This is a genomic window from Bradyrhizobium sp. SRS-191 (assembly GCF_024586915.1).
Classification (GTDB): domain Bacteria; phylum Pseudomonadota; class Alphaproteobacteria; order Rhizobiales; family Xanthobacteraceae; genus Bradyrhizobium.
In genome coordinates, this window is record NZ_JANBVS010000010.1 from 32863 (window position 1) to 59386 (window position 26524).

At 66.9% G+C, this 26524-nt stretch carries 7 protein-coding genes; 2 read left to right on the forward strand and 5 right to left on the reverse strand.

What is annotated here, in order from left to right; translation table 11 throughout:
* Positions 1 to 12: 12 nt before the first annotated feature.
* Positions 13 to 17403 (reverse strand): VCBS domain-containing protein, encoded by a 17391-nt coding sequence (locus tag NLR35_RS34255; protein WP_306577633.1) that lies wholly within the window; start codon positions 17401 to 17403, stop codon positions 13 to 15.
* Positions 17404 to 18227: 824 nt separating this feature from the next.
* Here NLR35_RS34255 and NLR35_RS18935 point away from each other — a divergent pair.
* Positions 18228 to 19946, forward strand: a complete 1719-nt coding sequence (locus NLR35_RS18935; protein WP_257168038.1) for a winged helix-turn-helix domain-containing protein — start codon at positions 18228 to 18230, stop codon at positions 19944 to 19946.
* A gap of 1147 nt (positions 19947 to 21093) precedes the next feature.
* Here the strand turns inward: NLR35_RS18935 and NLR35_RS18940 are convergent.
* The 4 genes from NLR35_RS18940 to NLR35_RS18955 all read right to left on the reverse strand — a co-directional run bounded on the left by NLR35_RS18940 (position 21094) and on the right by NLR35_RS18955 (position 25914).
* Positions 21094 to 23199: an acetate--CoA ligase family protein gene (locus NLR35_RS18940; RefSeq protein ID WP_257168039.1), complete on the reverse strand. Its 2106-nt coding sequence runs from the start codon at positions 23197 to 23199 to the stop codon at positions 21094 to 21096.
* Between the two features lie 12 nt (positions 23200 to 23211).
* Positions 23212 to 23997 carry an enoyl-CoA hydratase/isomerase family protein gene (locus NLR35_RS18945; protein WP_257168040.1) on the reverse strand — a complete coding sequence of 262 codons (786 nt, stop codon included), beginning with the start codon at positions 23995 to 23997 and terminating at the stop codon, positions 23212 to 23214.
* A gap of 5 nt (positions 23998 to 24002) precedes the next feature.
* Positions 24003 to 24953, reverse strand: coding sequence for a tripartite tricarboxylate transporter substrate binding protein (locus NLR35_RS18950; protein WP_257168041.1), 951 nt, complete (start codon positions 24951 to 24953; stop codon positions 24003 to 24005).
* Between the two features lie 160 nt (positions 24954 to 25113).
* Complete coding sequence (locus NLR35_RS18955; protein ID WP_257168042.1) at positions 25114 to 25914, reverse strand: IclR family transcriptional regulator; 801 nt, start codon at positions 25912 to 25914, stop codon at positions 25114 to 25116.
* A 177-nt stretch (positions 25915 to 26091) separates the two neighbouring features.
* Here NLR35_RS18955 and NLR35_RS18960 point away from each other — a divergent pair, with 177 nt between their 5' ends.
* Positions 26092 to 26517, forward strand: a complete 426-nt coding sequence (locus NLR35_RS18960) for a tripartite tricarboxylate transporter TctB family protein (protein WP_257168043.1) — start codon at positions 26092 to 26094, stop codon at positions 26515 to 26517.
* The last annotated feature ends 7 nt before the right edge of the window (positions 26518 to 26524 follow it).

Below are 26524 nucleotides of genomic sequence, written 5' to 3' on the forward strand. Positions count from 1 at the left end.
GAATGCGAGATCTTACACTAGCAGAATATCGTGCTGTGTAAGCTGGGTCGGGTTCACGCCCGTCAGGATGACTGTGTGGTTGGCGTCGATCGCGATGGTGGTGTCAGCCGCCCCTCCGGCGTTGTGCGGATCCGCGGCGATGGCCGCGAGCGCGGCCGCAGCGTCGGCATAGACGGCGTGGCTGAGCTGCAGGGCATCGTGTGCGACATCGAAGCTGCCGATCGTCGTGTTGCCGGCCGGCTGCGAGCCGAACTGGAACACGAACGTGTCGTTCGCCGCGGAGGCCGTCAGCACGGCGTTGGGGGCCTGCACCGTGATGGTGTGTGATCCGTCGTTGTTGGTGACGTCCTGCACGGCCGGGGCGCCATCGGCGCCATAACTGGTCAGGGACTTGATGTAAGGCGGGTTGGCTCCGGTCGTGAACTGGCCCACGGTCTCGTTCGCCGTCGACGGTGTGAGCAGCGTATTCAGATCCGCATCGCTGGTCGGCATCGTGTTCTGGAATTCGATCTCGAGCGGCGATGCGCCGCTGCCCTGGACCAGGATATGCGCGGTGCCGCCGTTCACGCCGATCGCGATGTCGGTGTCGTGGCCGCCATTGACGGACGTGACCGTCACCGCATTCGGGTCGACGCCTTCGAGATGGATGCGATCGTGCTCGCCGCTGCCGTTGGCCCAGGACAGATCCGTGATCCTGTCGGTGGCGCCGGCGGCGAGTTCGGTCGCGCGGAAGAAGAACACGTCGTCGCCAGTGCCGCCGGTCAGGATCTGCGCGCCGGGGCCGCCATGGATCACATCGTTGCCGGACCGGTCGGGCCCGCCGGTGATGATCGTGTTGCCGCTAGTGGCATCGAAGGCGAAGTGGAAGTCCGACAGCGCGTGCAGGTCCGAGCCACCCACGGTGACGCTGACCGAGCCGCTCGCGCCGTTCAGCACCAGCACGCCATTGCTGTAGCTCTCGCTGGTCGCATGAAAGCCGTCGACGATGATCTGGTCGCGGGTGCCGAAATTCTCGATCGCGTTGGTCGGCGCGTTCACCGCGCTGAACTCCAGCGCGGCATGATCGGCCGGAGAGAAGCTGATCGCGCCGGCGCCGGCGGCGCCATGGGCGATCAGATCGAGCGTGCCGTTCTCGATCGTGATGCCGCCGGTGAAGGTGTTGGCCGCGCCCAGCACCAGCGTGCCGCCGCCGTCGAGCAGCAGATGCCCTGCGCCGGTCTGGCCGCTGGCATCATGCGAGCCGGTCATGTCGGCGATGACGCCGGCGAGGGTGATGCTGTGTCCCGCGTCCGGCGCGAAGGTGATGGTCTGATCGCCTTGCAGGAAGATGCCGCTGCCATAGGCCGCGCCGGCATGGGCGTCGAACCCGGTCGTCGTGCCCCCGGTCACGCCATCGTTCTGCTCGCTGCCCGAGCCGGCGAAGATCAGCGTGCCGCCCTGCTGCACGAAGATCGCGCCGCCGGCGCCGAGGCCGCCGCCGCCATAGGCGGTACTGCCGCCGGCGCCGCCGCCGAAGCCGCCCGCGGCACCGGTGAAGCCGTAAGAGGCGCCACCGCCACCGCCGCCACCGCCGAAGCCACCGGCACCGCCGCCATGCCGGCCCGCGCCGCCACCGCCGCCAAAGCCGCCGGCCCCACCGTATCCACTGGCGCCAGACGGAAGGACGAACGTGGCGCCGCCACCACCGCCGCCGAAGCCGCCCGCTCCGCCCGTGGCAATCGTGCCGTTGCTGGTATTGACGATCCCGACGCCGCCGCCGATGCCGCCGCCGCTACCCGGGTTGCCGTATCCGGGAAAACCGACATAGGCCGCGCTGGTGTAGAAGCCCACGCCCTGGCCACCGCCGCCGCCATTGGCTCCGCCGAGATAGACCGGGTTGGTACCGACAGTCTGTCCGCCGCCCGAGGCCGCGCCCAGCGCGATGCCGGCACCAGCACTCGTTCCGGAGTCGTAGGGCCGCGGATGACTACTGCCGGAGGCATGAATGCCAATGCCGCCGCCGCCCTGCAAACCACCGGCGCCGCCTAATCCGCCGCCGCCGCCATACAGCCAGCCTCCTATGTAGCCGAACGAGCCGCTGCCGTTGCCGCCGACCGCCTTGTCGTTGGCGAAATTGACGTTGGACAACGTCACCGTGCCGGCCGATGCGATGAACAATCCGCCGCCGAGACCGGCGCCGCCGCCACCGCCGAAATTGCTGTCGCCGCCCTTCGCCACGGCGTTGATGATGCCAAGATCATCGATCTCGACGCTGCCGGCGTAGACAAACAGGCCCGGCAGGCCGTGCGCGTCGAGCACGTGGCCATGGCCGGCAATGGTGAGCGAGGCCTCCGGCGGCAGATTGAAGGCAGGCAGCTGATCACTGAGTTGTAGATCACCGACGATGTCGAACGTGTAGTGCGCACCGCTCTGCGCGCTCGCGCCGGAGACGTCGATCGCCGCGATCGCCTTGGCGAGATCGGCCGCCGAGGTGATGGTCCAGGTGTTCGCCGCCGGCGTGACCGTGACATCAGCGCCCGCCGAGACCGGTCCGGTGATGCCGTCGATGGTCGCGGTCACCGTGATGCTGTGCACACCGCCGCCGACCGACTGGAAATCGCTGGTGACATCGAAATGCCCTGATGCATCGACGGTGCCGGTGCCGATCACCGTAGTGCCATTGTCGGCATAGAGCTTGATGATGGTCCCGGCCTCGCCGCTGCCCTTCACCTCGACGCGGCCGACCGTGTCCGGCACCGAGAGCACCGCTGCGACGACGGGCGCGGCCGGAGCGACGCTGGCATCGAATGTGGCTCCGGGGCTGGCATGACCGAGGCTGTCGGTCTGGATCACCGTGATGTGCTGGTGGCCTGGGCCGAGCAGCGCGCTTGCGCTTGCGTCGCTCGTGACGTCGAAATGGCCCAAGGCATCGACCGCTCCGGTGCCGATCACGGTATTGCCCAGCATCAGCGTGATCGTGTCGCCCGGCTGGCCCGAGCCCTGCAGCTCGATAACGCCGTGATCCGCGGCGATCCCGATTTGGATGATGCCCGTGACCGGAGCCGGATCGACATACATGGCGAAGCTCGCCGACGGCGCGCTGACGTCGGCGCTGGCCGCATCGGTGGCGGTCAGCATGTGAGCTCCGTTCGCGAGCGCCGCCGTGGTGGTGATGGTGAAGGTGCCGTCGGCGGCAACGACACCCGTGCCGATCGGACTCGCGCCGCCATCGGCGTAGAGCGTGATGGTCTCGCCGGCATGCTGACCGGTGCCCTTGACGATGAAGGCATGGCTCGCGTCGACCTGCGTGGCGACCAGCGGCACGATCGATGTGATGACCGGCGCCCGCGGCGTCACGTCGATCGCAACGCCGGTGGAGATCGCGCTCGTCAGATTGTCGCCGTTGGTCTCGGTCGTGGTGATGACATGATGGCCGCCGGGCGCATCGACGCTGAAAGCGAAATGCCCGGTCTGATCGACCACGGCTGAGCCCAGCAGCGTCGTGCCGTCGGCATAGACCTTGATGGTCTCTCCGGCCTCGCCCGTGCCCTGGAGCTGGATGGTCTGCGGCGCCGTCGCGATCACGGCCGAGATGACCGGCGCGGTCGGCAGGACGGCGACGTTGCTCGCGGCGGAGAGCAGGCTGGTCAGGCCGTTGGCATCCGTTGCCGTCGCCCGCAAGGCATGGATGCCATCGGCGAACGTCGCGCTGGTGACGATGTCGAACACGCCGGCGCCATTGGCGACGCCGGAGCCCACCACCGTGCTGCCCTCGTAGAGCGTAACGGTGCTGCCCGCCAGCGCCGTGCCCTTGACCTCGACGGTGCCGCCGTTGACGCGCTGGCCGACGATCGCACTGATCGCAGGCGCCAGCGGATCGACGTGGAAGGCAACCGCCGATGACTGGCCACTCACGAAGTTCGCGGCATCCTGGGCCGTCGCCACCAGGGCGTAGACGCCATGCCCCAAGGGCGCCGCTGCCGTGATGTCGAAGAGCCCGTTGGCATTGGTGCTGCCGGAGCCGATGTACTGGCCATTGGCAAACAGGTTGATCCGGATGTTGGCCTCGGCGCTGCCCGTCACCTCGATCCTGCCGCCGTCGACCGGTTGACCGACGACACCCGAAATGAGCGGCGCCTGCGGAACGACGTCGAACGCGACGACATTCGACGGCAGGCTAACGACGCCGTCCGCGTCGGTCTCGGTGGCGTTGAGCGTGTAGTGGCCGTCGGCAAGGTGCGGCGTGACGAAATCGTAGTTGCCGTTGGAATCGGTCGTGGTGGTGTAGCTCACCGAGCTGCCGCCGGGACCGCTGAGATGCAGCGTGACGGTCTGGTTCGGCTCGCCGCTGCCCTGCAGATGCACGCCGACATTATTGGCCAGCACCGCCTGCCCCGGCGCGAGCGCGAGCGATGGCGCGAGCGGCAGCACGTCGACGATCAGCGGCGCGGTGGTCAGCGTCTGGCCTCCGCCCGTCTGCGTGGCCGTAAAGACGTATTCGCCGTCAGCGATCGCGGCCGTGGTGAAGGTGAAATGCCCGCCAGCATTCGGCGTGGCGGTGCCGACCTGGTTGCCGTCGACGAAGATCGCAATGCTGCTGCCCGGCATGCCCGTGCCGCTGAGTACGACCTGATTGCCGTTCTGCGGCTGACCGACGAGGACGATCTTCGGCGCGATCGTGTCCGTGACCGCGACGCCGCCATTATAGGCCGCTACACTGAATTGAGCGGTCGAGTAATCGACGGCCGGATCGAGGTGGAGCTGCACGGTATGCGTGCCGTCGCTCACCGTGAGCACATTGCCGGCGCCGAGCGTCGCGGTGGCGTTCGCGGCGAAGCCCGCGAGCTTGATGGTGTCGCCGGGCAGGAAGCCGTCGATCTGGTTGGACGGCGTATCGCCCTGATCGATGATCAGCGTGGCCATCGCACCTTGCGCGAAGGTGATGTGTCCGCTGCCGACCGCGCCGACGGCACCGAGCTCGATCACGCCGTGATCGGCGAGCTGCGCGCCGCCATCGATGGTGCTGGCGGTGTCCAACGACAGGAAGCCGTTGTTTGACACGCCGAAATGACCGCTGCCTTGCAGGCTCTTCGTCAGCGTGTAGCTCGCCGCGCCTGACACTGTCAGGGAGTCGTTGACGAGCGCCCCATTGATCGTCAGCGTGCCGCCGCCGTCGACCGCGATCGTCGTCGCCTTGACATCGCCGAGCACGACGCTGCCGGCGCCCGCGATGTGAAGCACGCCGGTCATGGCGCCGGCGATCGAATCCGAGATGGTCAGCGTCTTGCCGGCATCCGGCGCCAGCGTGACGTTGTCCGACGCGGCGAACAGACCGGCGCCGAGGCCCGTGCCGTTTCCGCCGTTGTTCCCACCCATGCCGCCCAGTCCGCCGCGGACATAGTTTCCGGACACCGAACTGCCGCCAGCAATGATCAGCGAGCCGCCCGCTGCGACGAAGATGCCGCCACCGAGCCCCGCACCGCCGCCGCCACCGCCGCCGACGAGCCCACCGACATAGACCGGGTTTCCGCCGTTGCCCGCACCGTAGCCGCCCGAACCACCGGCGTAGCTGGATGGATTTTGAAAATGCACGACGTGGCCATAGCCACCGCCACCGCCGCCGCCAAAACCGCCATTGGCTCCGTGGTGGCCACTCATCGCACCGCCGCCGGTGCCGCCCGATTGATAGCCTTGTCCGTCGACCGCACCACCACCGCCAGCATAGGCCGCTCTGGTGCCACCGCCGTTGACGTTTCCGCCGTTGCCACCGATGGCGCCGTCCTGACTGATGATGACGTCCTTGATCGTGGCCGAGGCCCCGCTCGCGATGAAGAACGCGCCGCCGGCGCCGAGACCGCCACCGCCACCACCGCCGCTGCCGCCGTATCGCGTGCCGACCGTGCTGAAGCCGCCGTCCTGGCCACGCTGGACGAGATGCTGCATCGTGAGATCGGAGAACGTCGCATCTCCCGAACGCAGATAGAAACCGCCGAAGCTGTTGCCGCCGTCGATGCTGTGGCCGTTGCCCTCGAATGTCAGCGTATCGCCTGCGCCGAGCGCAATCAGCGGCAGGTTGGCCGACAGCGTGATGTCGGCGGTCAGGTTGATGATGTAGTGCGTATTGATGGAGGCGAGCGTGCCGGAATTCAGCGCGCCGATGACGCCGGCCAGGTCGGCAGACGACGCCACGTTGAAGCTCGGCTCCGTGTTGTCGGTCAGAACGGTGCTGCCGCCCGCGCCCGCCGGCGCAAAGGTCAGGTGGCCGCTCGCATCGGTGGCGCCATCGAACAGGTGGCCGTGGGTCACGATCGTCAGCGTGTCGCCGACGGCGAGATTGAAGCTCGGGAAATTGGCCGTCAGCGGCAGATCGGCGGTCAGGTGGATGACGTAATGCGTGTTGGCGCTCGACAGCAGTCCGCCGACACTGATGGCGGAGGACGCCGTCAGCAATCCGCTGATCGAGCCGACATCGAAGGTCGGCACGGCGTCCCCGGTCAGCACCGTGCTGCCGCCCGCGCCCGTCGCCGCGAAGGTGAAGTCGCCGCCCGCGCCGTTGCTGGCGCCATCGAGCAGATGGCCGTGGGTCGCGACCGTGAGCGTCGAGCCGCTGGCCAGCTTGATCGGCGGCAGCCCGGTGGTCGCCCCGATGTCGGCGGTTAAGTTGATGACGTAGTGCGTGTTGCTGCTCGACAGCAGGCCGCCGGTGTCGAGGGCCGCGACGGCGTTCCCCAGATCGCCGGCGGATGTGACGTTGAAGATCGGCTCGGCGCCGCCGGTCAGCACCGTGCTGCCGCCCGGGCCGGTCGCCGCAAAGGTGAAGTCGCTGCCCGTCCCGTTGATGGCGCCGTCGAACAGATGGCCGTTGGTATGAACCGTCAGCGTATTGCCGGGGTCGAGCGTGACCGCCGGCAGGCCCGCGTTCCCGGCAATGTCGGCGGTGACGTTGACGACATAGTTGATGCCGCCGACCAGCCCGATCGCGTCGGTATCGATCGCATTGACCACTCCGCCCAACGTTCCGGCCGACTCCACATTGTAGAAGGGCGCGATGGTCAGCGTCCCGGAACCGGTATGGACGACGCTCTGGCTGCCGAAGAAGGCGCCCGACAGGGTGACGTCACCTGAACCGGCGACGTTGATCGTCTGGCTTCCCAGGTCGAAGCCTCCGGAGAAAACGATATCTCCCGGGCCGGATATATTGATTGTGCCGTTGCCGCCGAACGAGTTGGCCACGGAGAGCAACTCGCCGGCCGGCGGAGCAATATTGAGAGTGCTGCCGTCGAGCCAGATGGCGGAGCCGAAAACGGCCGTATCGCCGGAGAAGGAGCCGGCGCCGAGGGTCAACGAACTGCCGGCACCGACAACGCTATCAACACGGATCGCACCGCCAAGGCCTCCCGGTGCCTGATTTCCGACGAAGGTCACATCGGACACTTCAGCCGACGTTCCCGGGGCCATGTACAGACCGCTGCCGTTGCCTTTGGTTTGCGCGAGCGTCAGGTCGCTGAGCGACAGACTTCCGGATTGCAGATAGAACGCGGAATAGTTGGCGATGCCGTTCAAGGCGCCGCTGATCGTATGGCCGTTGCCGACGACGGACAGGCTGTCGCCGCTGGCGAGGTAGATCACCGGCAAGTTCCCGCTCAGGGCAATGTCGCCGGTCAGGTCGATCTCATAGTGGGTATTGGCCAGCGAATAGGCCCCGCCGATGTCGATCTCGGCGATAATCTTGGCAAACTCCGCGGCCGTGCTCGCGGTAAACACCGGAATGTGCCCAAGCCGCACGAAGGTGCCGCCCGCGCCGTCCGCAACGATGACCGGCGCGTCCGATGCCAGATCCTGCGACGGATCGAAATGCAGCGTGCCGAGCGTCGTGCTGCCAGACGTCAACGCATAGGCGTTGTTGCCGAGCGAGCTGATCCCCGTCGCGGCGACGCCGGCGAGATCGATGATGTCGCCATCCGCCATGCCGTAGAACGTCGTGGTGGGGACGCCGCTGCTGATCTTCAGCACGGTCTGGGGCATGCCGAACGTAATGGCGCCGCTCCCCGTAACCGCGCCGCCGATGACCACCGACGTGCTGTCGAGCTTGATATTGCCGTTGTCCGTGACTGTCTTGATGCTGCCGCCGGCGAGATCGAGCGTGGCGCCGGACATGACGGTCGTGCCGCCCGTGTAGCTGTTGGCCGCGGCCAATTTGATCGTCCCTGCGCCGCTGATGACGACGGCCCCGCTGTTGCCGCTGCCGGCATCGACAATGGCGCTGGAGATCGTCGAGGACTGTCCCGCAGAGGCGGACAGAGTGAGCGTATTGTTGCCCTCGACCAGGGCGCCCCAGGACGGCGCGTTGCCGATCGACAGGTCCTTCAGGGTGACGCCTGCCGAATTGTCGATCAAGCCGACATGCGTGTTCGCACCGTCGAGATCGAACCCGGCGCCGTCGATGAGAAGCGTGCTGCCGGTGCTGCCGAGATTGATGGCCCCGAGCTGGCCGGGGAGCGACGCCAGCGAGATGTCGCTGGTGAAGGTGATCTTGTAGGCTGTCTGGCTCTGGGAATAGTTGACACCACCCTGGCTGATGGCCGCGAGCGCCGCGTTGAGGTCCGCCGCCGAGCCAACCAGGAACGTGGTCTGGATCGCGCTGAGCAGCGTCCCGCCCTGGCCATCCGATTTCAAGCCGACGGTCAGGCCGGTCTGTGTCGGATCGAAATTTAGCGTGCCGACGGTCGAGCCGGCGGAATTCTTCAAGGTCAGGACATTGTGGGTGTCGAGTGAAGCGCTGGCAGCCGCGACGCCTCTGAGATCGATGGCGTCGCCGAAGGTGAATCCCTTGATCGTCTTGGACAGCGAGCCCGTCAGGATCACCGCTGTCGCGGTATCGCCGCTGCCGAAGCTGAATGTGCCGCTGCCGGACACCGAGGCGAAGGTGAACGTGCCGTTGGCGTCGAGCGCAATCGCGCCACCGGAATCCACGCCGCCTGCAAAGCTGCTCGCGGCGTTGAGATTCAAGGTGCCGACATCGTGGACGACCTGGCTGAACGTCGTCGAGACGTTGACGTTCATCGTGCCGTTGTTGGTGACGAAATTGGCGAACGTGCCCCCGCCGCTCCAGTTGAACGTCCCATTGACGGTGAGGGCGCCCGTGCCGACCGTGCCGCCAGCGTCGACCGCGAGCGTCGCGCCGGAATCGACGATGGTCGTCCCGGAATAGCTGTTGGTGGCCGCGAAGTGCACCACGCCCGCGCCGCCGATTTCGACGCTGCCGGTGCCGGCATTGGCGCCAGTGCCGCCGCTCCCGGTCTGGTCGGCGATGCCACTCGCGATGGTCAGCGAGTCGCCCGCTTGCGGCGCGAAGTGGATGGTGTCGTTGCCCTGGATGAAGATGCCGGAGCCGAGCCCTTGGCCATCTTGGCCTCCTTGGCTCCCGTTGCGGCCGCCGGCGCCCCCGGCAACGGAATTGCCCGACAGCGATCCGCCGGCGAAGGTCAGCGACCCACCCTGCTCGACGAAGATGGCGCCGCCGGCGCCGAGACCGCCGCCGCCGCCGACTCCGGAGCCGCCATTGCCGGCGCCGAAGCCGCCCGCACCGCCGGCCTGGCCGAATGCACTGCGGCCGCCGCCGCCGCCGAAGCCGCCGGCCCCGCCGAGCCCGCCCCCCGAGTAGCCTTGGTTCATGGCCCCGGCACCACCGCCGCCACCGAAGCCGCCATTGCCCCCGTTCGTGTTGGCGTTATAGAGACCGAACGACCCGTGGAGGCCGCCGCCGCCGCCACCGCCGAAGCCACCGCTCTGGGCCACACTGGCGACGCCCCAGCCAGCCGGCGGGCCAGACCCGGCCGACCCCACGCTGCCGTGGATATACTGAACGAAGTAGCCCTTGTATCCGACAAGGACATTGCCGTTCTGGCCGAATAAGCCGCCGATGTGGTTGGTGTTGCCGACGACTTGAGGCGCCGCTCTGCTCCCGCTTGCCGCACTTGCGTAGCCGGCGTGTCCGCCGACGCCGAGACCGAGGGTCCCGCCGGAACCGCCACCGTTCTCATACGCGAACTCCGACTGCCACGGCAGCGAGTAGGACGTCGCATGCAGATTGCTGTTGTAGTAGACGTATGATCGCCCGAACTTCGCCCTGTACAGGCCTGGGCCGGCATCATGGCCCGCGGTCCCCATGCCGCCGCCGCCGCCGGCGACCGACGTATAAATTCCTTCGCGGCTCGTCCGTCCGCCGCCATTGCCGCCGATCGCACGATCGCCGGTGAAGTTCACGTTGCTGACCGAGGCGGTCGCCCCGGTGCCGACGAACAATCCGCCGCCGAGTCCGGCGCCACCGCCGCCGCCGGGATTGCCGCCCGCCCCGCCCTGCGCGACGGTGTTGTTGATGTCGAGATTATCGAGCGCGACATTGCCGCCGAACACGAACAGGCCGCGATAGGCGCCGCCGCCGTCCAGCGCATGGCCCGCGCCGTGGATCACGAGCGAGCTGCCGCTCGCCAGGTTGATCGCGGACAGATTGGTGCCGAGGGAGGCGATCGAAATGTCGGCGGCGAGCTCGATCGAATAGTTGCTGTTGGCGGCGGCGGCCGAGCCGCCCTGGCTGACCGCCACCAGCGCCGCATTCAGCTCGGCCGCGTTGTGGACGGTGTAGACGTTGGACGGCCTGATGAAGGTGCCGCCGGCGCCGTCGCTCGCGAAGGAAAAGCCATAGGTCGGCCCGCTGAAATGCAGGCTGGCGTTGTGGACGCCGTCGCTGACCGACAGCACGCCGGTCCCGGCATTGAATGACTGCGAGAACTGCCCGGAATTGTAGTTGATCCCCGCGAGGTCGATCGTGTCGCTGACGGCGCTGAAGCCTGCGATCGAACCGGCAAAGCTCGCGGGTGCGTCGATCTTGAGCACGCCGGGCGAACTGCTGAAGCTCACCGTCTGTCCCGCCGCCACGGCGCCGCCGAACTCGACGGTGCCGTTCTCGCCGACCGTGACCGCGCCGGTCCCGTCGAGATTGCCGGAGACCAGCAGCTTTCCGCCGCTCTCCGCCTTCAACACACCCGCGTTGCTGACGCTGCCGGCCAGGTTGAGAGTACCGGCCTCGGCGTCGATGATCCCGGTGTTGGTGAGCGCGGTGGAGATCGCAGTGGTGCCAGCGCCGACCTTGTCGTAGCTGCCGGCGATATTGACCGTGCCGGTGCCGGCGCTGGAGGAGATGTTGAAGGCCGCGCCGCTGGCGGACGCGTCGGTGAAGGTGACGCCGGCATCGATCTTGAGCACCGCGCCATTGTTGAGACGTAGCGTGTCGCCGGCAAACGCCCCGGTCTGGGCGGAGCCATGCAGTTCGAACGTCCGGCCCTCGAGCGTGAATGTCTCGTTGTTGGCATCGAAGAATGTCGCCAGGCCATTCACGACCGTGGCGCCGCTGCCGCTCTCGGTGCCGCCGGTGAACGTCGCGCCGTTGGCGTCGATCAGCGTTCCCGAGCCGGACATCGTGCCGCCCGACTGGCTCAGGCTGTGGATCGTCTCGGAGACGCTGCCGAGATCGATGTTGCTGGTGATGACGAAGTCGCTGCTGACGGCGACGTTGACGGTCATCCCCGCCGAGCTCAGGCTGCCGTCGGTTGCCGTGACCGTGAAGCTTGCTGAGAGAGTCTGGGTGGCGTCCTGGACAAAGACCACCTGCCCCGCGGCAAGCTGCCCTTGCGTGAAGCTCGAGATCGCCACGCCCGGGGCGCCGGCCAGCGCGACATGACCATGCACGGTGCCGCTGACGTTGAACGCCAGCTGGCTCGCCGGATTGTCGACATCCGTGACGTTGAGATCGGCGGTCGTGATCGTCGTCGACAGCCCCTGCAGCAGCGCGGCCGATGCATCGCCGGACAGGACCGGCGCATCGTCGGTGCCGGCGATCGTGATGGTAACGATCTGCGTACTGCCCCCCGTCGTGGCGACGGTGAAGGTGTCGGTGAGGACGGCGCCCGTATTGAGCGCCTGGACCGCGGAATTGCTGTTGTTTAGCGTATAGGTCCAGACTCCGGATGATGAGAGTTTGTAGCTACCATAGCCGCCGGTGCTCGCCGTCGCAGCAGTGCTGGCAATGAAGGTTCCCTCGGAGACGGTCAGCCGGCCGGTCGCGATCGGCGTTCCCGGTGTCGTGTTGTTGGCACCGCCCGCCTCCGTCACCGCGCCGCTGATCGTGCCCGTCACCACCGCCGTATCGTGGGCGCCGTTGATGGTGATCGTCACCAGCTGTGTGGTGCGGTCGATGGTCGTCACTGTGAACGTGTCGGTCAGCGTGGCGCCGACGTCCAGCGCCTGCACCGTGGCATTGCTGTTGTCGAGCGTATACGTCCACACGCCGCCCGAGGTCATGGTGTAGGTGCCGTAGCCGCCCGCGCTCGCGGTTGGCGTTCCAACCGCCGTGAAAGTATTGGCCGGATTGTCGACGTCGCTGTCGGTCAGCGTGCCCATCGCGACCGGCGTTCCCGGCGTGCCGTTGTTGATGCCACCCGCCTCGGTCACGGCGCCGCTGGTCGTGCCCGACACCACCGCCGCGTCGTTAGCGCCGTTGATGGTGATGGTCACCACCTGCGCGGTGCCGTCGATGGTCGTGACCGTGAAGGTGTCGGTCAGCACAGCCCCGGCGTTGAGCGCCTGGACCGTGGGATTGCCATTGTCGAGCGCATATGTCCAGACGCCGCCCGAACTCATCGTGTAGGTGCCGTAACCGCCTGCGCTGGCTGTCGGCGTCGCGACGGCGCTGAACGTGTTGGCCGCATTGTCGACGTCGCTGTCGGTCAGCGTGCCGGTCGCGGTCGGTGTCCCCGGCGTGCCGTTGCCGACGCCGCCCGCTTCGCTCACTGCACCGCTCGTCGTTCCCGAAACCACTGCGGCGTCGTTGACGCCGTTGATCGTGATCGTCACCACCTGCGCCGTGCCGTCGATGGTCGTCACCGTGAATGTGTCGGTCAGCACGGCACCGGCATTGAGCGCCTGCACCGCGCCGTTGCCGTCATCGAGATGATAGGTCCAGGACCCGCCTGAGGTCATGGTGTAGGTGCCGTAGCCGCCGGCACTGGCCGTGGGCGTCGCGACCGCGGTGAAGGTGTTGGCCGGATTGTCGACGTCGGTATCGGTCAGCACGCCGGTCGCCGTCGGCATTCCCGCCGTCGCGTTGTTCACGCCGCCGGCCTCGGTGACCGCGCCGCTGCTGACGCCGGAGATCACCGCGGGGTCGTTCACCGCCGTCACCGTGATGCTGACGGTGGTTATGCCGGAATCCGCGAGGCCGTCATTGGCCTTGTAGGTGAAGCTGTCGACGCCGTTGTAGTCGGTCGATGGCGTGTAGGTGAACGAGCCGTCGTGATTCAGCGCGAGCGTACCGTGGCTCGGCCCGTCGACAAGGATGGCGCTGAGCGCGTCGCCCTCGGCATCGTGATCGTTGGCGAGCACGCCTGCGCTTGGCACGATCAACGCATTGTCTTCGGCCGTCGTGTAGCTGTCCGCGACCGCCACCGGCGCGTCGTTGGTGCCGTTGATCGTGATGGTCACCGTCTGCGGCGCGCTGGTTCCGATCCCGTCGCTGACGTCGACGGCGTAGGTGAGCGTCAGCGTCTGGCCCTGCTTCAGGAAGTCCAGATCCGCGGCACCCGGGTGATACATCCAGGCGATGTTGGCCGTGCCGCCATTCGACAAATATCCGGCATTGTCGAACGACAAGGCCGCGGCGTCGGCCAGCGCGGCCGCCCCGTGCGGCAGCGTGAAGGCGTGGCCATCCAGCATCACGGTCGGCGAACTGATGACCGATGCGGTCAACGGATCGCCGGCGTCGAGATCGGTGACCGCGATCGTGCCGGCCAGCGAGACTGTCTGGGCGTGGGCGTCGGCTGCCTCATCGACCGACGCCGCACCGCCGGTGATGGTCGGCAGGTCGTTGGTGCCGGTGATGGTGATCGAGACGGTCTGCGTGCCGCTGTCGGTCAGCCCGTCATTCACTCCGACGGTGTAGGTGAGCACGAGCTGCTGTCCTGCCCGCAGGAAATCGAGATTGGCAGCCGACGGATCGTAGCTCCAGCCGATGCTCGCCGCGCCGCCATTCGACATGACGCCGGTCTGGAACGACAGCGCATGGTCGATCAGCGATGCCGCGCCTGGCGGCAGCGAGAATGCGTGGCCGTCGAGCGTGACCGCGGGCGAGCCTATGACCGACGCCGTCAGCGTGTCGCCGACGTCGAGATCGGTCATTCCAAGAGCGCCGGTGATCGGCCCGATGTCCTGCGCCGAAGCATCGGCAGCTTCGGTCACCGCGCCCGAGCCGCCGCTGGTCAGCACCGGCGCATCCTCCGTGCCGGTCACCGTGACGGTCACGTCCTGCGTGGTCAGTCCGCCATGACCGTCGCTGATCGTCACCGCATAGATCTCGGTGACGGTCTGGCCCGCCTGCAGGAATTGCACGCTGCTGTTGTCGACTTGATAGGTCCAGGCGACCTCGCCGCCACCCCCGTGGCTGGTGTCAGCGTCCAGCTGCGGGCTCATCACGCCCAGCGCGAAGCCGCCGGCGTTGCTGGAACTGACGAGCGCGACCGAGACGGAATGGGTGTCGGTCAGATCGACATCGGCGAAGCCGATGACGCCGCTGGCGTGCAGCTGGCCGTGCGCATCGACGGCGCTGTCCTCGGTCATCGCGCCCGTCGTCTGAGCGGCGGTGATCACTGGCGCATCGTTGGTGCCGGCGATGGTGACGCTGACGTCGCGGCTCACCGTTCCGCCATGGCCATCGCTGACCGTGACCCGGTAGGTCTCGACCACGCTCTCGCCGACGGCCAGGAACTTCACCCTGTTGTCGTCGACGTGGTAGCTCCACGTCGCTTCGCCGCTGCCGCCGCCGACCGTATCCGTGTCGATCAGCGCGCCCATGGTACCGAGCGCCCCCCCGCCGGGGTCGGTCGTGCTCAGGAACGCGGCCGAGGCCGAATGCGTGTCGGAGAGATCGAGGTCGGCGAAACCGAAGCTGCCGTCCGCGTGAAGCTGTCCGTGCGCATCGACAACAACGCCCTGCGTCACCGTGGCCGCGGTCTGCGCGGCGACGATGGTCGGCGCGTCGTTGCTGCCGGTGATGATGATGGTGAGCGGCTGGCTGCCGACGCTGACCGTGCCGTCCGAAACCTCTGCGAGATAGGTGATGGTCAGCGTCTCGCCGGCAGCCAGCCAATCCAGATTGGCCGCGGCGGGATGATAGGTCCAGGTCAGCGTGTTGACGCCGCCGCTGACCGTGGTCGTCGCGCTGTCGAACGAGATCGCAGCTGTATCGCGTAGCGCATCGATGTCGACGCCCGCCGGCAACGCACCGCCGCTGTAGTTGACCGTCGCTGACGCCGTCACATGTCCGGTCAGGACGTCGCCGATATCGCGATCGCTCGCCGACAGCGTGCCCGTGATGGGACCTGCCGATTGCGCATGCGCATCCGCCAGCTCGGCGACCCCAGCCGGATTTGTTTCGCCGGTGATGACAGGCGGATCATTGACGGGCGTCACCGTCAGGGTGACGGTGCGCACCGTCGTGTCGTGTCCGCCATGGGCGGTGCCGTCGACGTCCTGCACACTGATGGTGACGGTGCGAGTGAGCGACGAGGGATTGTCGCTGGTGTCGACATAAGTGACGGACCGCAGCGCGGCCTCGAAATCCGCAACCGTCGGGGATTGACCGGGACGCGCGGTCAGGATCAGCGTGCCGGTCGCAGCGTCGAAGACGCCATGGATCTGAGCCGTGTCGGTGAACGACAGCACGTCCTCGCCGGGGATATAGTTGCCCGTGATCTGCAGCGAGGCATGATCGAGCGTGGCGCTGTCGACGTCCGACAGCGACACATGCGGGGCAACGGCCGTCGGGATCTGCTCGGCGGCGACGATCGAGACCTCGGGCAACTCAAGCGTCGGCGCATCGTTGATGCCCGTGACCGTCAGCGTGACCGATGCAGAGGCGACGTCGTGGCCGCCAAACCCGGTGCCGCCAGTGTCCTGCACCGTGACGGTCAACGTCCGGGGAAGCGCCGACGGCGCATCACCTGCGTAGACATAGCGGACGCTGCTCAGCGCGGCCTGGAAATCGGCCAGACTTGGGGTGTGGCCGGGCACGGCGGTCAGCGTCAGCGTCCCGGTGCCCGCCTCGAGGTGGCCTTCGATCTCAGTCGTGCCGGCAAAGGAGAGCGTGTCCTTGCCCGGCTCATAGTGGCCGGTGATCCTGACCGTCGCCTGCAGCAGCGTCTTGCCGTCATCATCGCTCAAGGTCAGGCGCGGCAAGGCCGTCAGCGGGGTCTGCTCCAGCGCCGTGACCGCCGCGGCATGCAGATCGAGCACCGGCGCGTGGTTGACCCGAATAGACCCGATGTCGCCGAACGCGCCTCCATAGCCGCCGTCTCCCCCGCGCTGGCCGAAGCCGCCGGCGGGATCGGAGGGCGCGGGCTGAGGAGAGCCGAAGACGCCCGGCGCGAACAGAGGCGTCCCGCGATCGTCTCCGCCCACCGCCGCAAAGGACGAGCCGCGGATCCCGGTCGTGGTGGGATCGACGGTGTCGTTCGCCAGGATCTTGATCTGCAGGATCTGACTGAGCGTCGTGGCCTCCAGGGCCTTGTCGGCCTCCGACTTCGCCTGCTCATCAGCAGCAAGATGCGACGGCCCCGTCGAGGTCAGGGTCAGCCTGCCGCCATCGCCATCCATGGTCGTGACCGGACTGCCGTCGCCGTCGTAGATCGTCGCCTGCCCGCCCCCTTGCTCCTGATGGTACATCGAGAGCTTGGCGATGCCGCCGCTCTCGGCAATGTCGACGCCTCCGACGCCGCCCATGATCTTCGCCGACGCCGATGCCATGCCGACCCGCATGTCGCCGGTCCGCGCGATGGCGCCGGCGGCGAAGCTGAAAGATCCCTGCAACAGGTCGAAGCCTTCCCGGTTCGCCACGCCATGCTGGCCATAGCTGAACGCGGTCAGCGCCAGGTGCGAGTCGTGCCCGAGCTGGAAGACGCTGCCGTCCTTGAAGATGAGACTGACGGCGCCGTCACGATCGGTCTGAACGACGTCGCCGGTGCGCAGCGCGTCGCCATTATGGAGGATGACCGCAATGCCGTTGCGCACGACAAGGACGTGCCCCTTGGTCTCCACCACACGCCCGATGACCTGGGCGGGCTTGTGCGAGACCGTCTCGCCGGCCTGCTCGCCCGGCTCCTGCCGCGCCGCCAGCAGAGGCAAACGATCGTCATGACGCTCCACCGGCGCGAAGGGCTGCGGCAAGGGCCGCTCGTGCGAAGACCTGCCCTGACCAGTGGCGTTGCCGACCGCGCCCTCCGAATGCTGGACCCCGGCTGCTCTCGCGCCCGCGATCGCTGCGTCTTGCGACGGCTCCGACGACAAGCCGTCGGATGTGATCGTCGTCACCGCCATTCAAATATCCTCGTCCAAATCAATGAGTCCAAGTCGTATGCGGGCGTCAGTTCGAACCGCCGGCACGGGCCGCCCGCGCGGACCGACGCACGGGCACGGCTGGCGGTGGCATCAGGCGTCATGCCTTCGCTCCCGTCCCGGCCGGCTGACGGGCGAAGACGGTGTTGTCATCGCAGGGCGGAATCGATGCTTGCGGGGTGACGGACCGCGCCGGACGAAAGCCGCCGCGCGCGGCGCAGGGCTGCGCCGGCCTCCGAACGCGGGCGGGATCATCCGGAGTGTCGTTGACGGTCAGCACCATGCCCTCATTGCCGTGCGGCGAAGCCAGCTCCCGCATGACAACAACAGGCGAGTCAGCGGGCGCTCCTTCCCTCCCTGATGTCTCATCCGGACCGCGGGAAGTCCTGAGGAAGCGGACGGCGGCGCTGTGAAATTTTCTGATTCAGAATCGGAATGCGCGGCTGCAGCAACGATTTAGCTCGCGTCATTCGGCTTGCAGCGGGATGCGCCGGCGTGACCAGAGGAGAGCCCGCGCGCTCTTTCGCTGACCGACCGCGGCCGCAGGACGGGCTCGCCAGGCGGAACGAGACCATCCCGCAAGCGGCTCATTCAGGCAGTCGGCGGGGGAAGCGAAGTCTTTGCGCTCGTCCTGCCCCCCAACAGAGACGCGCCATGGCCGTTCACGATGTCACAACGCGGTATCAGGTTGGGGTATCGGTTTCTGAAGTTTTCTGAAATTTTCGTCGAGGCCGGATGTCTGCCCATGGTGAGGCGACTTACCGGCACGCCAATGCTACGTGGGCAGCATATCTCAGAGAGAGTGGATGATCGTCCGTTTCGCCGGGTTCGACCTCGACCAGCAGCATGCCGAGCTGCGTGGACATGACGGCGTGCCCATCAAGCTGCGCCCGAAGACGTTCGAGATGCTGCGGCTGCTGGTCGCCAATCCCGGCCGGGTGCTGAGCAAGCAGGAGCTGATGGAGGCCGTCTGGCCCGAGGTCCATGTCGGCGAGGACAGCCTGTTTCAATGCATCCGCGAGATTCGCAACGCGCTGCGCGACGACCGGCGCCAGATGGTCAAGCTGGCGTCCGGCGGCGGATACATCTTCACGGCCGACATCGCGATCGTCGCGCGTGACGTCCCTGCCGCCGAGCCCGAGCTGCAGCCGGTGGCCGCCGAGCTCGACACCGCCCTCCCGGCCGACATTGCGACCGCACCGGCGGAATCACGATGGTTCTCGCGCGGGCGCGTGGCCGCCGCCATTGCGCTCGGATTGTGCACGATCGTCGGGCTGGCGGCGGCGACTCCGCTGTTCAAGCCGAACCTCATCTTCAGGAGCTCACCGCCGGTCGTCGCCATCATGGCGATCGCGAATGCGACGGAGGATCCACGCGGATCGACCATGGCGAACGAGATCAGCGCCCGGCTGACCGACGGCTTCGCGCGGATCGACGGCATCAGCGTGGTGGCGCCGGCATCGACGGCGCCGCGTCCCGAACAGGTCGCTGCAGCCGCCACCGCCTCCTCGGATTTCGAGATCCATGGGGAGCTGCAACGCAATGGGCCATCCTGGACGCTGCGCGCCCGCTTGATCCAGACGGCGACCGGCAAGGTCGAGGGCGTCGCAACCGTCTCGGTCGAAGCCGATGACAATGCACCCACGCTGCAGCAGACACGGCTCGCCGCCGGCGTCGGCGACGTGCTGGCGCGCCGCCTCAACGCATCGACGGAGTCCGGGACCTCTGCGGTCGACGGCGCTGCCGGCGGCGCCAAGGCTGCCATCGAGCAAGCCACCGCATCGATCAACAGCGTGACGCTGGAGCGCTTCGGCATGGCGCAGACGATGCTGCAGAATGCGCTGACCGAGCAGCCCGACAATGTCGACGCGGCGGTGGCGCTCGCAGCACTGCAGATGCGCGGCATCCAGATGGTCTGGTACAATCCCCAGGAGGCCGCGGCGGCCGAGGCGCAGGCATCCGCCAACCTCGAGCGCGCCTTGCGCACCAGGCCGAACGCCATCCCGGTGCTAGAGACCTATTGCCGCTTCCTCAGCGCGACCAACCGGTTCGTCGAGAGCCTCGTCATCTGTGCCAGAGCCTTGAGCCGCGATCCCTGGGATGGGCTGGCGATGTATCTAGTCGGCCTCGGGCAGCTCAATCTCGGCCGCTTCGAGGATGCGCTGGCGACGTTCCAGCAGGCCGATCGCTACGACACGCCGGCGGTCTCGCGGTGGACCTGGCTACTGGGCATCGGCTGGGCCCATTTGATGATGGACCGCGCTGACGACGCCCTGCCCTGGCTGCAGCGCTCCATCGCCATCACGGCGGCCTCGGGCCGTCCCTACATGCTCCTGGCCGCCGCCCACCAGAGACTTGGGCAGACGGAAGAGGCACAAGCCGCGATGCAGAAGGGCCTCAGGATGCGGCCCGGCACAACCGCGCTCAATGTCTCACCGCCGATGAAGAACACCAGCCCGCTCTATCGCGAGGTCGCCGGCCGCATCGTTCAGCTCATGGTCGACGCAGGCCTGCCGGCGCAATAATAGACGAACCTGCCCTTCAGCCATGACGGATGCCGGCGCCCGCTCGATTTGACCGGCTTGAGGATCGTGTCCCCTTGCGCGGTGGCGCAGGCAGCGGGGCTTCGCATTCACCGGCGCGTCCTCATGAGCGTCGGACACGGCCTCAACGCCATCGCGAAACATCGTGACCAATCTTATCCACGTTTCAAACAGCAGGGCATGGCGAGGCGATCTCGCGGCGGTATCCGCCCGAGTTGTCGTCTCGAGTGAACCTCTTCGTCGGAAGAAGAGGCGCAGGGAAGACCGGGTATCGGCTGATACCCGCGGTCCGCGTGCAGCAAACAAGCACGCGGCAGAACCACAGGTATAGCCCAATATCCGGCCTTCCCTGCGCGACGGTTTTGCGACTTATAGGCGCTCTCCCCGGGGATCGGCTGTTTGCCCCCGTCACCAGCGGATCATCATCATCACCACCGGCTTGACATCAGCACCGCGATGCCAGGACCACACCATTTCGCCGTCGCCTCGCTCCGTTCGTCGGCCCGGTCGTGAGACCAGGCTGCAGAGCAACGCGCCCATCGCATCTACCAGCTCGACGCTCGTGACGATCGCGAAACGTCCCTCTTCAGCGAGCCGGGATGCGCGGAAATGTGGAGCTGATTTGCCCGACGACGCAAGGGAGAAGCTCGCGACAAACCGGCACGACGGGCAGTTGGCGCATGCGGGGCATGCCAGGATTGCCCGTCGGGCAGACGATCAGTCAGCCGGTCGGCGACAGCGAAGGAGCGCCGAGACGTAGCCTCAACCTTCTCAATGTGCACGCTGCTCATGGCCCAGCGACAGCTCCGGGCGCGGAGCTGCCCCCTCTCCATGAACACGCCGCTCGGCGTGTTCATGGTCCGGTGTGCAGCGCCCCCGGCTTTTGACCCTCATGGTGAGGAGCGCCGTGCCACCAGTTGTGCCATGACGAGGACTCTTCATGACGGCGCGTCTCGAACCATGAGGCCTCAGGTGGGGCCTCGCCCTTCGAGACGCGCGCCAAGCGGCGCGCTCCTCAGGGGGAGGAGTGAAAGCGTGCTCTCCCGCATCAAGCTTATGATCAAATGCCTCCCTCCTCTCCATGAGTACCCCGCTCTTGGTCCAAGCCTGCGCGGCAACATGCGAGAGGTCATCGTTCCGACGCCTGACCACTCGTCAGCACGGCCACCGCGTCGACAGCGCGGACGCCTGCGCCTGCCGGGAGAACGAACATCGGATTGATCTCGGCCTCGACGATGCGCCCGTCGAGTGCGATGGCCATCGCGGCGAAATTGACGATGGCGCCGGCCAGCGCCTCGACGTCGAGTTTGGCGCGGCCTCGATAGCCGTCGAGCAACGGCCAGCACCGGAGTTCCTGAATCATCTCCAGCGCGAGGTCGTGCGAGAACGAGGTCTCGGGGGACAGCAGCCGGATGACCGTGTCGTTCATGAGCTCGGCCGTGACGCCGCCCATGCCGAGCAGCAGGACCAGACCGAGCGGATCGCGGTGGCAGCCGAGGATCAGTTCCAATCCGCCGCCTTGAACCATCTCCTGCACGATGAAGGCGTCCGGCGCGCGTCCTGCTCTGGCCGTGACGACCTCGCGCATCCGATCCAGCGCATCGCCGACGGTCGCGGCATCGAGGCCGACGGCCACGCCGCCGACATCGCTCTTGTGGGTGATCGTCGACGAGAGAATCTTCAGGACGACATTGCCGCCGAACTCTCGCGCCGCCTCACGGGCCTCGGATGCAGTCGCGACGATTGTCTCGCGCACGACGGGGATGCCGAATCTTGCGAATAGCGCTTTGGCCTTGTGCTCGTCGAGCGAACCAACCCAGTCGCGGGGAATGTCGACGGCCGGGCGCGGTTGAGGTGCTTCGAGCCGACGGAGCGGACGTCCGACGGTCCACAGGGCGTCGAGGGCAACGGTGACCGCCTCCGGCGTGCTGAAGGTCGGAACGCCCTGCGTGGTCAATCGCGACACGGCTTCCGGCGCATGCGGGCTCACATAGGCCAGCAAGGGCTTCGAACCCACGGACTTCGCTTCGCGGATGGCGTTGCTGATCAGGTCGGGATTGCGCACGCTCGTCGCCCCCACGATCACCACCAGGGCATCATAGGTGGGGCTGTCCAGCAGCGTTTCGATGCAGCCCTTCAGGATCGCCGGCTGCAGGCCTGCAAGGGTGACGTCGATCGGATTGGTCGTGAGTGACGATGGGCCATCCGGCATGAGAGCGGCGAGTTGCGCCGCAGTTGTCGGGTCCGGGTCCGGCGCTTCGAGAGCGTTCAGGCCGAAACTGTCGACGATGAGAGTCCCTGCCCCGCCGGTCGACGTCAGGATCGCGACCCGGCGTCCCATCAAGGCCGGCTGCGTCGCCAGTGCCGCGGGGATGGCGACGAGGTCGCCGAAGCTCTGCGCTCTGATGATGCCGAGATCGCGGAAGAAGGCATCGTAGGTCCGGTCCGTGCCGGCCATCGCGCCGGTGTGCGAGGCAGCGGCGCGCGCGCCGGCCGCCGAGCGGCCGATCTTCAAGGCCACGATCTTTTTGCCCGCCTCTCGCACCCGGCGCGCCGCGCGGCGGAACTTCTCGGGGTTACGGATCGCCTCGATGTAGAGAGCGATCACGGATGTGTCGGGGTCGTCGGCGAGGTGGTCGACGAAGTCGGCAATCTCGAGATCCGCTTCGTTGCCGGTCGCAATCAGCTTGGAGAGACCGACACCGCTCGCCGTCAGCCGCGAGAGCAAGGCGCCGAGAATTCCGCCGCTCTGGGAGACCACGCTGACGGAGCCCTTCAACAGCGTGCCGGCGGACAGCGCGCCGCTCGCCGACAACGGCACGGCATTCGAGACGTTCACGAGGCCAATCGTATTCGGTCCAAGAATGCGCATGCCGCCGGCCGCGGCAAGAAGCTGCTGCTGGCGTTCGCGTCCGTCTTCTCCGCTCTCGCCGAATCCGCCGGCCAGGACGATCGCGTATCTTGTCTCCTTGGCCGCCAGTTCGCGCACCGCATCGACCGCGTGAGCCGAACCCAGCAGGACCATCGCAACATCAGGCGAAGCCGGCAGAGCCTCGATGCTCTGGTAGCACCGAAGACCGTCGATCTCGGCCACGCGCGGGTTGACCGGGAAGATCTCACCTTCGTACTTCTGTTCTCGCAAGAACCGGATCGGCAGACCGGACGTCTTGGCCGCGTCGGCGGAGGCGCCGACGATGGCGATGCTGCGTGGATTGAACAAGGCGTCGAGGGACATCGGCAGTGCTCGTCAGTTGCTCGACTTGGCGAGGAAGGCGAGGACCGCATCGCGATGCTCGGTGCTGGTGTAGCAGATGCCCTGCGCCTGGCTTCCGCTCGCAAAGATGTTGTTGGCGTCGGTCTCGAACGACCGGTTGAGTATGGCCTTGCCGAGCGCGAGCGCGGTGCTCGAACCGGCGGAGAGTTCGCGCGCCCAGGCTTGCGCATCCCCGAGTAGCGTCTCGGCCGAACTCGTGCGATCGACGATGCCGATCTTGACGGCCTCGTCAGCACCGACCTGCCGACCGGTGAAGATCAGTTCCTTCGCTTTCGCGAGCCCGACGCGCCGCGGCAGGAAATACATGCCGCCGCCGTCCGGAATGAGACCGCGCAGGATGTAGGACCACACGAATTTCGCATGGGGACTCGCGATGATGAAGTCGCAAGCCATCGCCGTATCAGCGCCAAGGCCCGCGGCCGCGCCGTTGACGGCGGCGATGGTTGGCTTGGGCATGGTGTGGAGCAGCATCTGCGTCCGATGCACCCGTTGCTGACGCGCCCAGCCGTTGAACCCGACCTCGCCGGCCGGCGCCTCCATGCGTCGCTTCATGCCGGCAACGTCGCCGCCGGCACAGAACCCCTTGCCTGCCCCCGTGAGCACGAGCGCGCGAACCGATTTGTCCGCGGCGATGTCCTCGAGCACCTCGATCAGCAACGATCGCATCTCGTCGCTCATGGCATTGCGCTTCTCGGGGCGGTTCAGCGTCACGGTTGCAATGCCGTCGCTGACGGTCTTCAGAACGATATCCGTGCCCATGGTGCCTATTCCGGTTTGATCTTGTTTTCAGTCACGACCTTGCGCCAGCGTTCAGTATCCGCCTTGACGTAGGCGTCGAGCTCTTCAGGCGTGCCGACCCGCAGCAGCAGGCCTTCGTCCTGCGCCCGCTTGATAAACTCCGGATCCTGCGCGGCGAACTTGACGGCCTCGAGCAGCTTGTCGATCACGGGCTTCGGCGTCTTCGCGGGCACATACAGCCCGTACCAGCTGTCGAACACATAGCCGGGCACGGTCTCCTCGACACTGGGAACGCCCGGCACCTGGGTCTGCCCCTTGGCGCCCGTGACGGCGATCGGCCGCAGGCTCTTGCTCGCGATGAACCCGGACACGGCGGCGCTGCTCGCAAACATCATGTCGACCTGGCCGCCGAGGACGTCCGTCAATGCGGGGCCCGCGCCCTTGTAGGGGATGTGGGTCAGCTCGATATGAGCAAGATTGTTCAGAAGCTCGCCCGCCAGATGCGCCGAGGTCCCGATGCCCTGCGAGGCGTAGGTGTACTTCCCGGGATTTGCCTTGGCTGCCTTGATGACGTCTTCGACGGTCTTGAACGGACTCTCCGGCTTGACGACCAGGATGTTCTGATAGGTGCCGATGAGCGTGACCGGGGCGAACGCCTTGTCCGTATCATAGGGCAGCTTGGCGTGAAGACTCGGATTGACCGAATGGGCGAGCGTCGCAATCAGGAGCGTGTATCCATCCGGCTGGCTCCGGGCGACGGCATCCGAGCCGATGATGGTGCCCGCGCCGGCCTTGTTCTCCACGACGAGCGATTGCCCGAGCTTCGCGGCCATCGGCTTCGCAAGGGTTCGCGCGATCAGATCCGTCCCGCCGCCTGGCGAGAAGGGAACGACGAACTTGATCGGCCGATCGGGATACTCGGCGCGAACAGTTCCCGGGATTGCGCCGGCGATGGCCAGTCCCAGGCTCGCCAGCATCAAGACTCTTCGTCCTACGCGATGATCCGCCATTGCAGGTTTCCTCCATCGTATCCGGCGTAGGCCGCCGGACTTGTTGCGGAGGAGACTACGATGCGACGGCGCGTCCGGGACGCCCCCCAATTCCACCTGCTGGAACTACGCTGCATCGGCCGCGCGCTCAACTCAACTCGGAGACCGCTGCATGCTCGAGCCGATTGAGACAGCGGCGCTTCAGATCGAGCAGCCAGGGCGCCAGCCGGTGCGCGGCCTCTTCGAGCGGCTCGACGCTCCCAATGCTCATGTTCATGAGATGCGGCTCGCCAGCGCCGAAAGGCAGTGTCGTCGCAACGGCCACGACTCCTGGCTGCCATCCGACCGCGCAATAGCCGAGCCTGTCCAGCTCAGCGAAGGATCGCTCGACCTCGCGAATCAGCCGCTTGTAGGTTTTCGGGCGCCGCTTTGCGATGGCCGCATATTCGCGCTCTCGCGCGGAGGGCTCGAGCGCCCATAGATAGGCGCGCCCGAGCGACGTCAGTTCGACTGGGATGCGCTGGCCCGACACCACGGTCCGATGGGTCAATCGCGGGTGATAGCGGAATGACTCGAGGTAGACCATCATGTCCTGGTCCGCCGCAGCCAGCCCGACATTGACGCGACGCCGCGAGGCTTCGGCCCGCATCAAGGGGGCGACGACGGACAGCATCGGCGAACTGAGACGCATCGCGTGCGCCAGGCTGAGGACCGCCGGCGCCAACCTGTAGACCCGGCGTCGCGGATCCCTCTGCAGCAGCCCCCCGCTCACCAGCGTCTGCGTCAGCCGGCTGACCGTCGCCTTGGCGAGCCCGGTGCGTTCCGCGATTTCGGCATTGCCGAGATCAGCGACCCCAGGCTTGAACGCCCGCAAGATCGCGATGCCTCGCTCCAGCGAGCGGTTCATGCCGTCATAGCTGTGGTCTGCCGCCATCGTCTCATGTTCCATCAGGTGGAATTCGGGTGCATCTCGACCCTAGCACGACAGCTATTCTCGATGCGAGTGGAGGAAGCTCACTACGTCTGTTCCGGCCCGGCGCCGAGCCCATCGAAGCGGGCCAGACGACCATGCGTTCCTCCTCAGGGACAAAGTGCCGATCTCAAGTGCACGCCCAGCGGAGGAAACATGACGATCAATCGAGATCTGGCGAAAGGGCTGAGCCTGATCGCCATCGCCCTGGTCTTCGGCCTGCAGGCACGTGGCTATTCCCTGGGTACGCTGGGCCGCGCGGGACCCGGCATGTTTCCGCTGGTCGTGTCCGCCCTGCTCTTCCTCGTGGGCCTTGCGATCGTCGTGCGCACACGTCTCGTCAGCGGCGGCAGACTTGAATTCAAGGCGAGGAACATCGCCCTCGTGGCCGCCGGCCTGCTGAGCTTCGTGCTGCTTTCCGAAAATGTGAACATGCTGGTCGGCCTCGTCGTGATGGTGCTCATCACCTCCTACGCCGCCTCCGACTTCAAGCTGTCGCGCGCGCTGATGCTGAGTGCCGTCCTCGCCTCCGTCGCGCTTGCGATGAAGCTCGGCCTTGGACTGCAGCTCCCGCTCTATTGAGGCGATA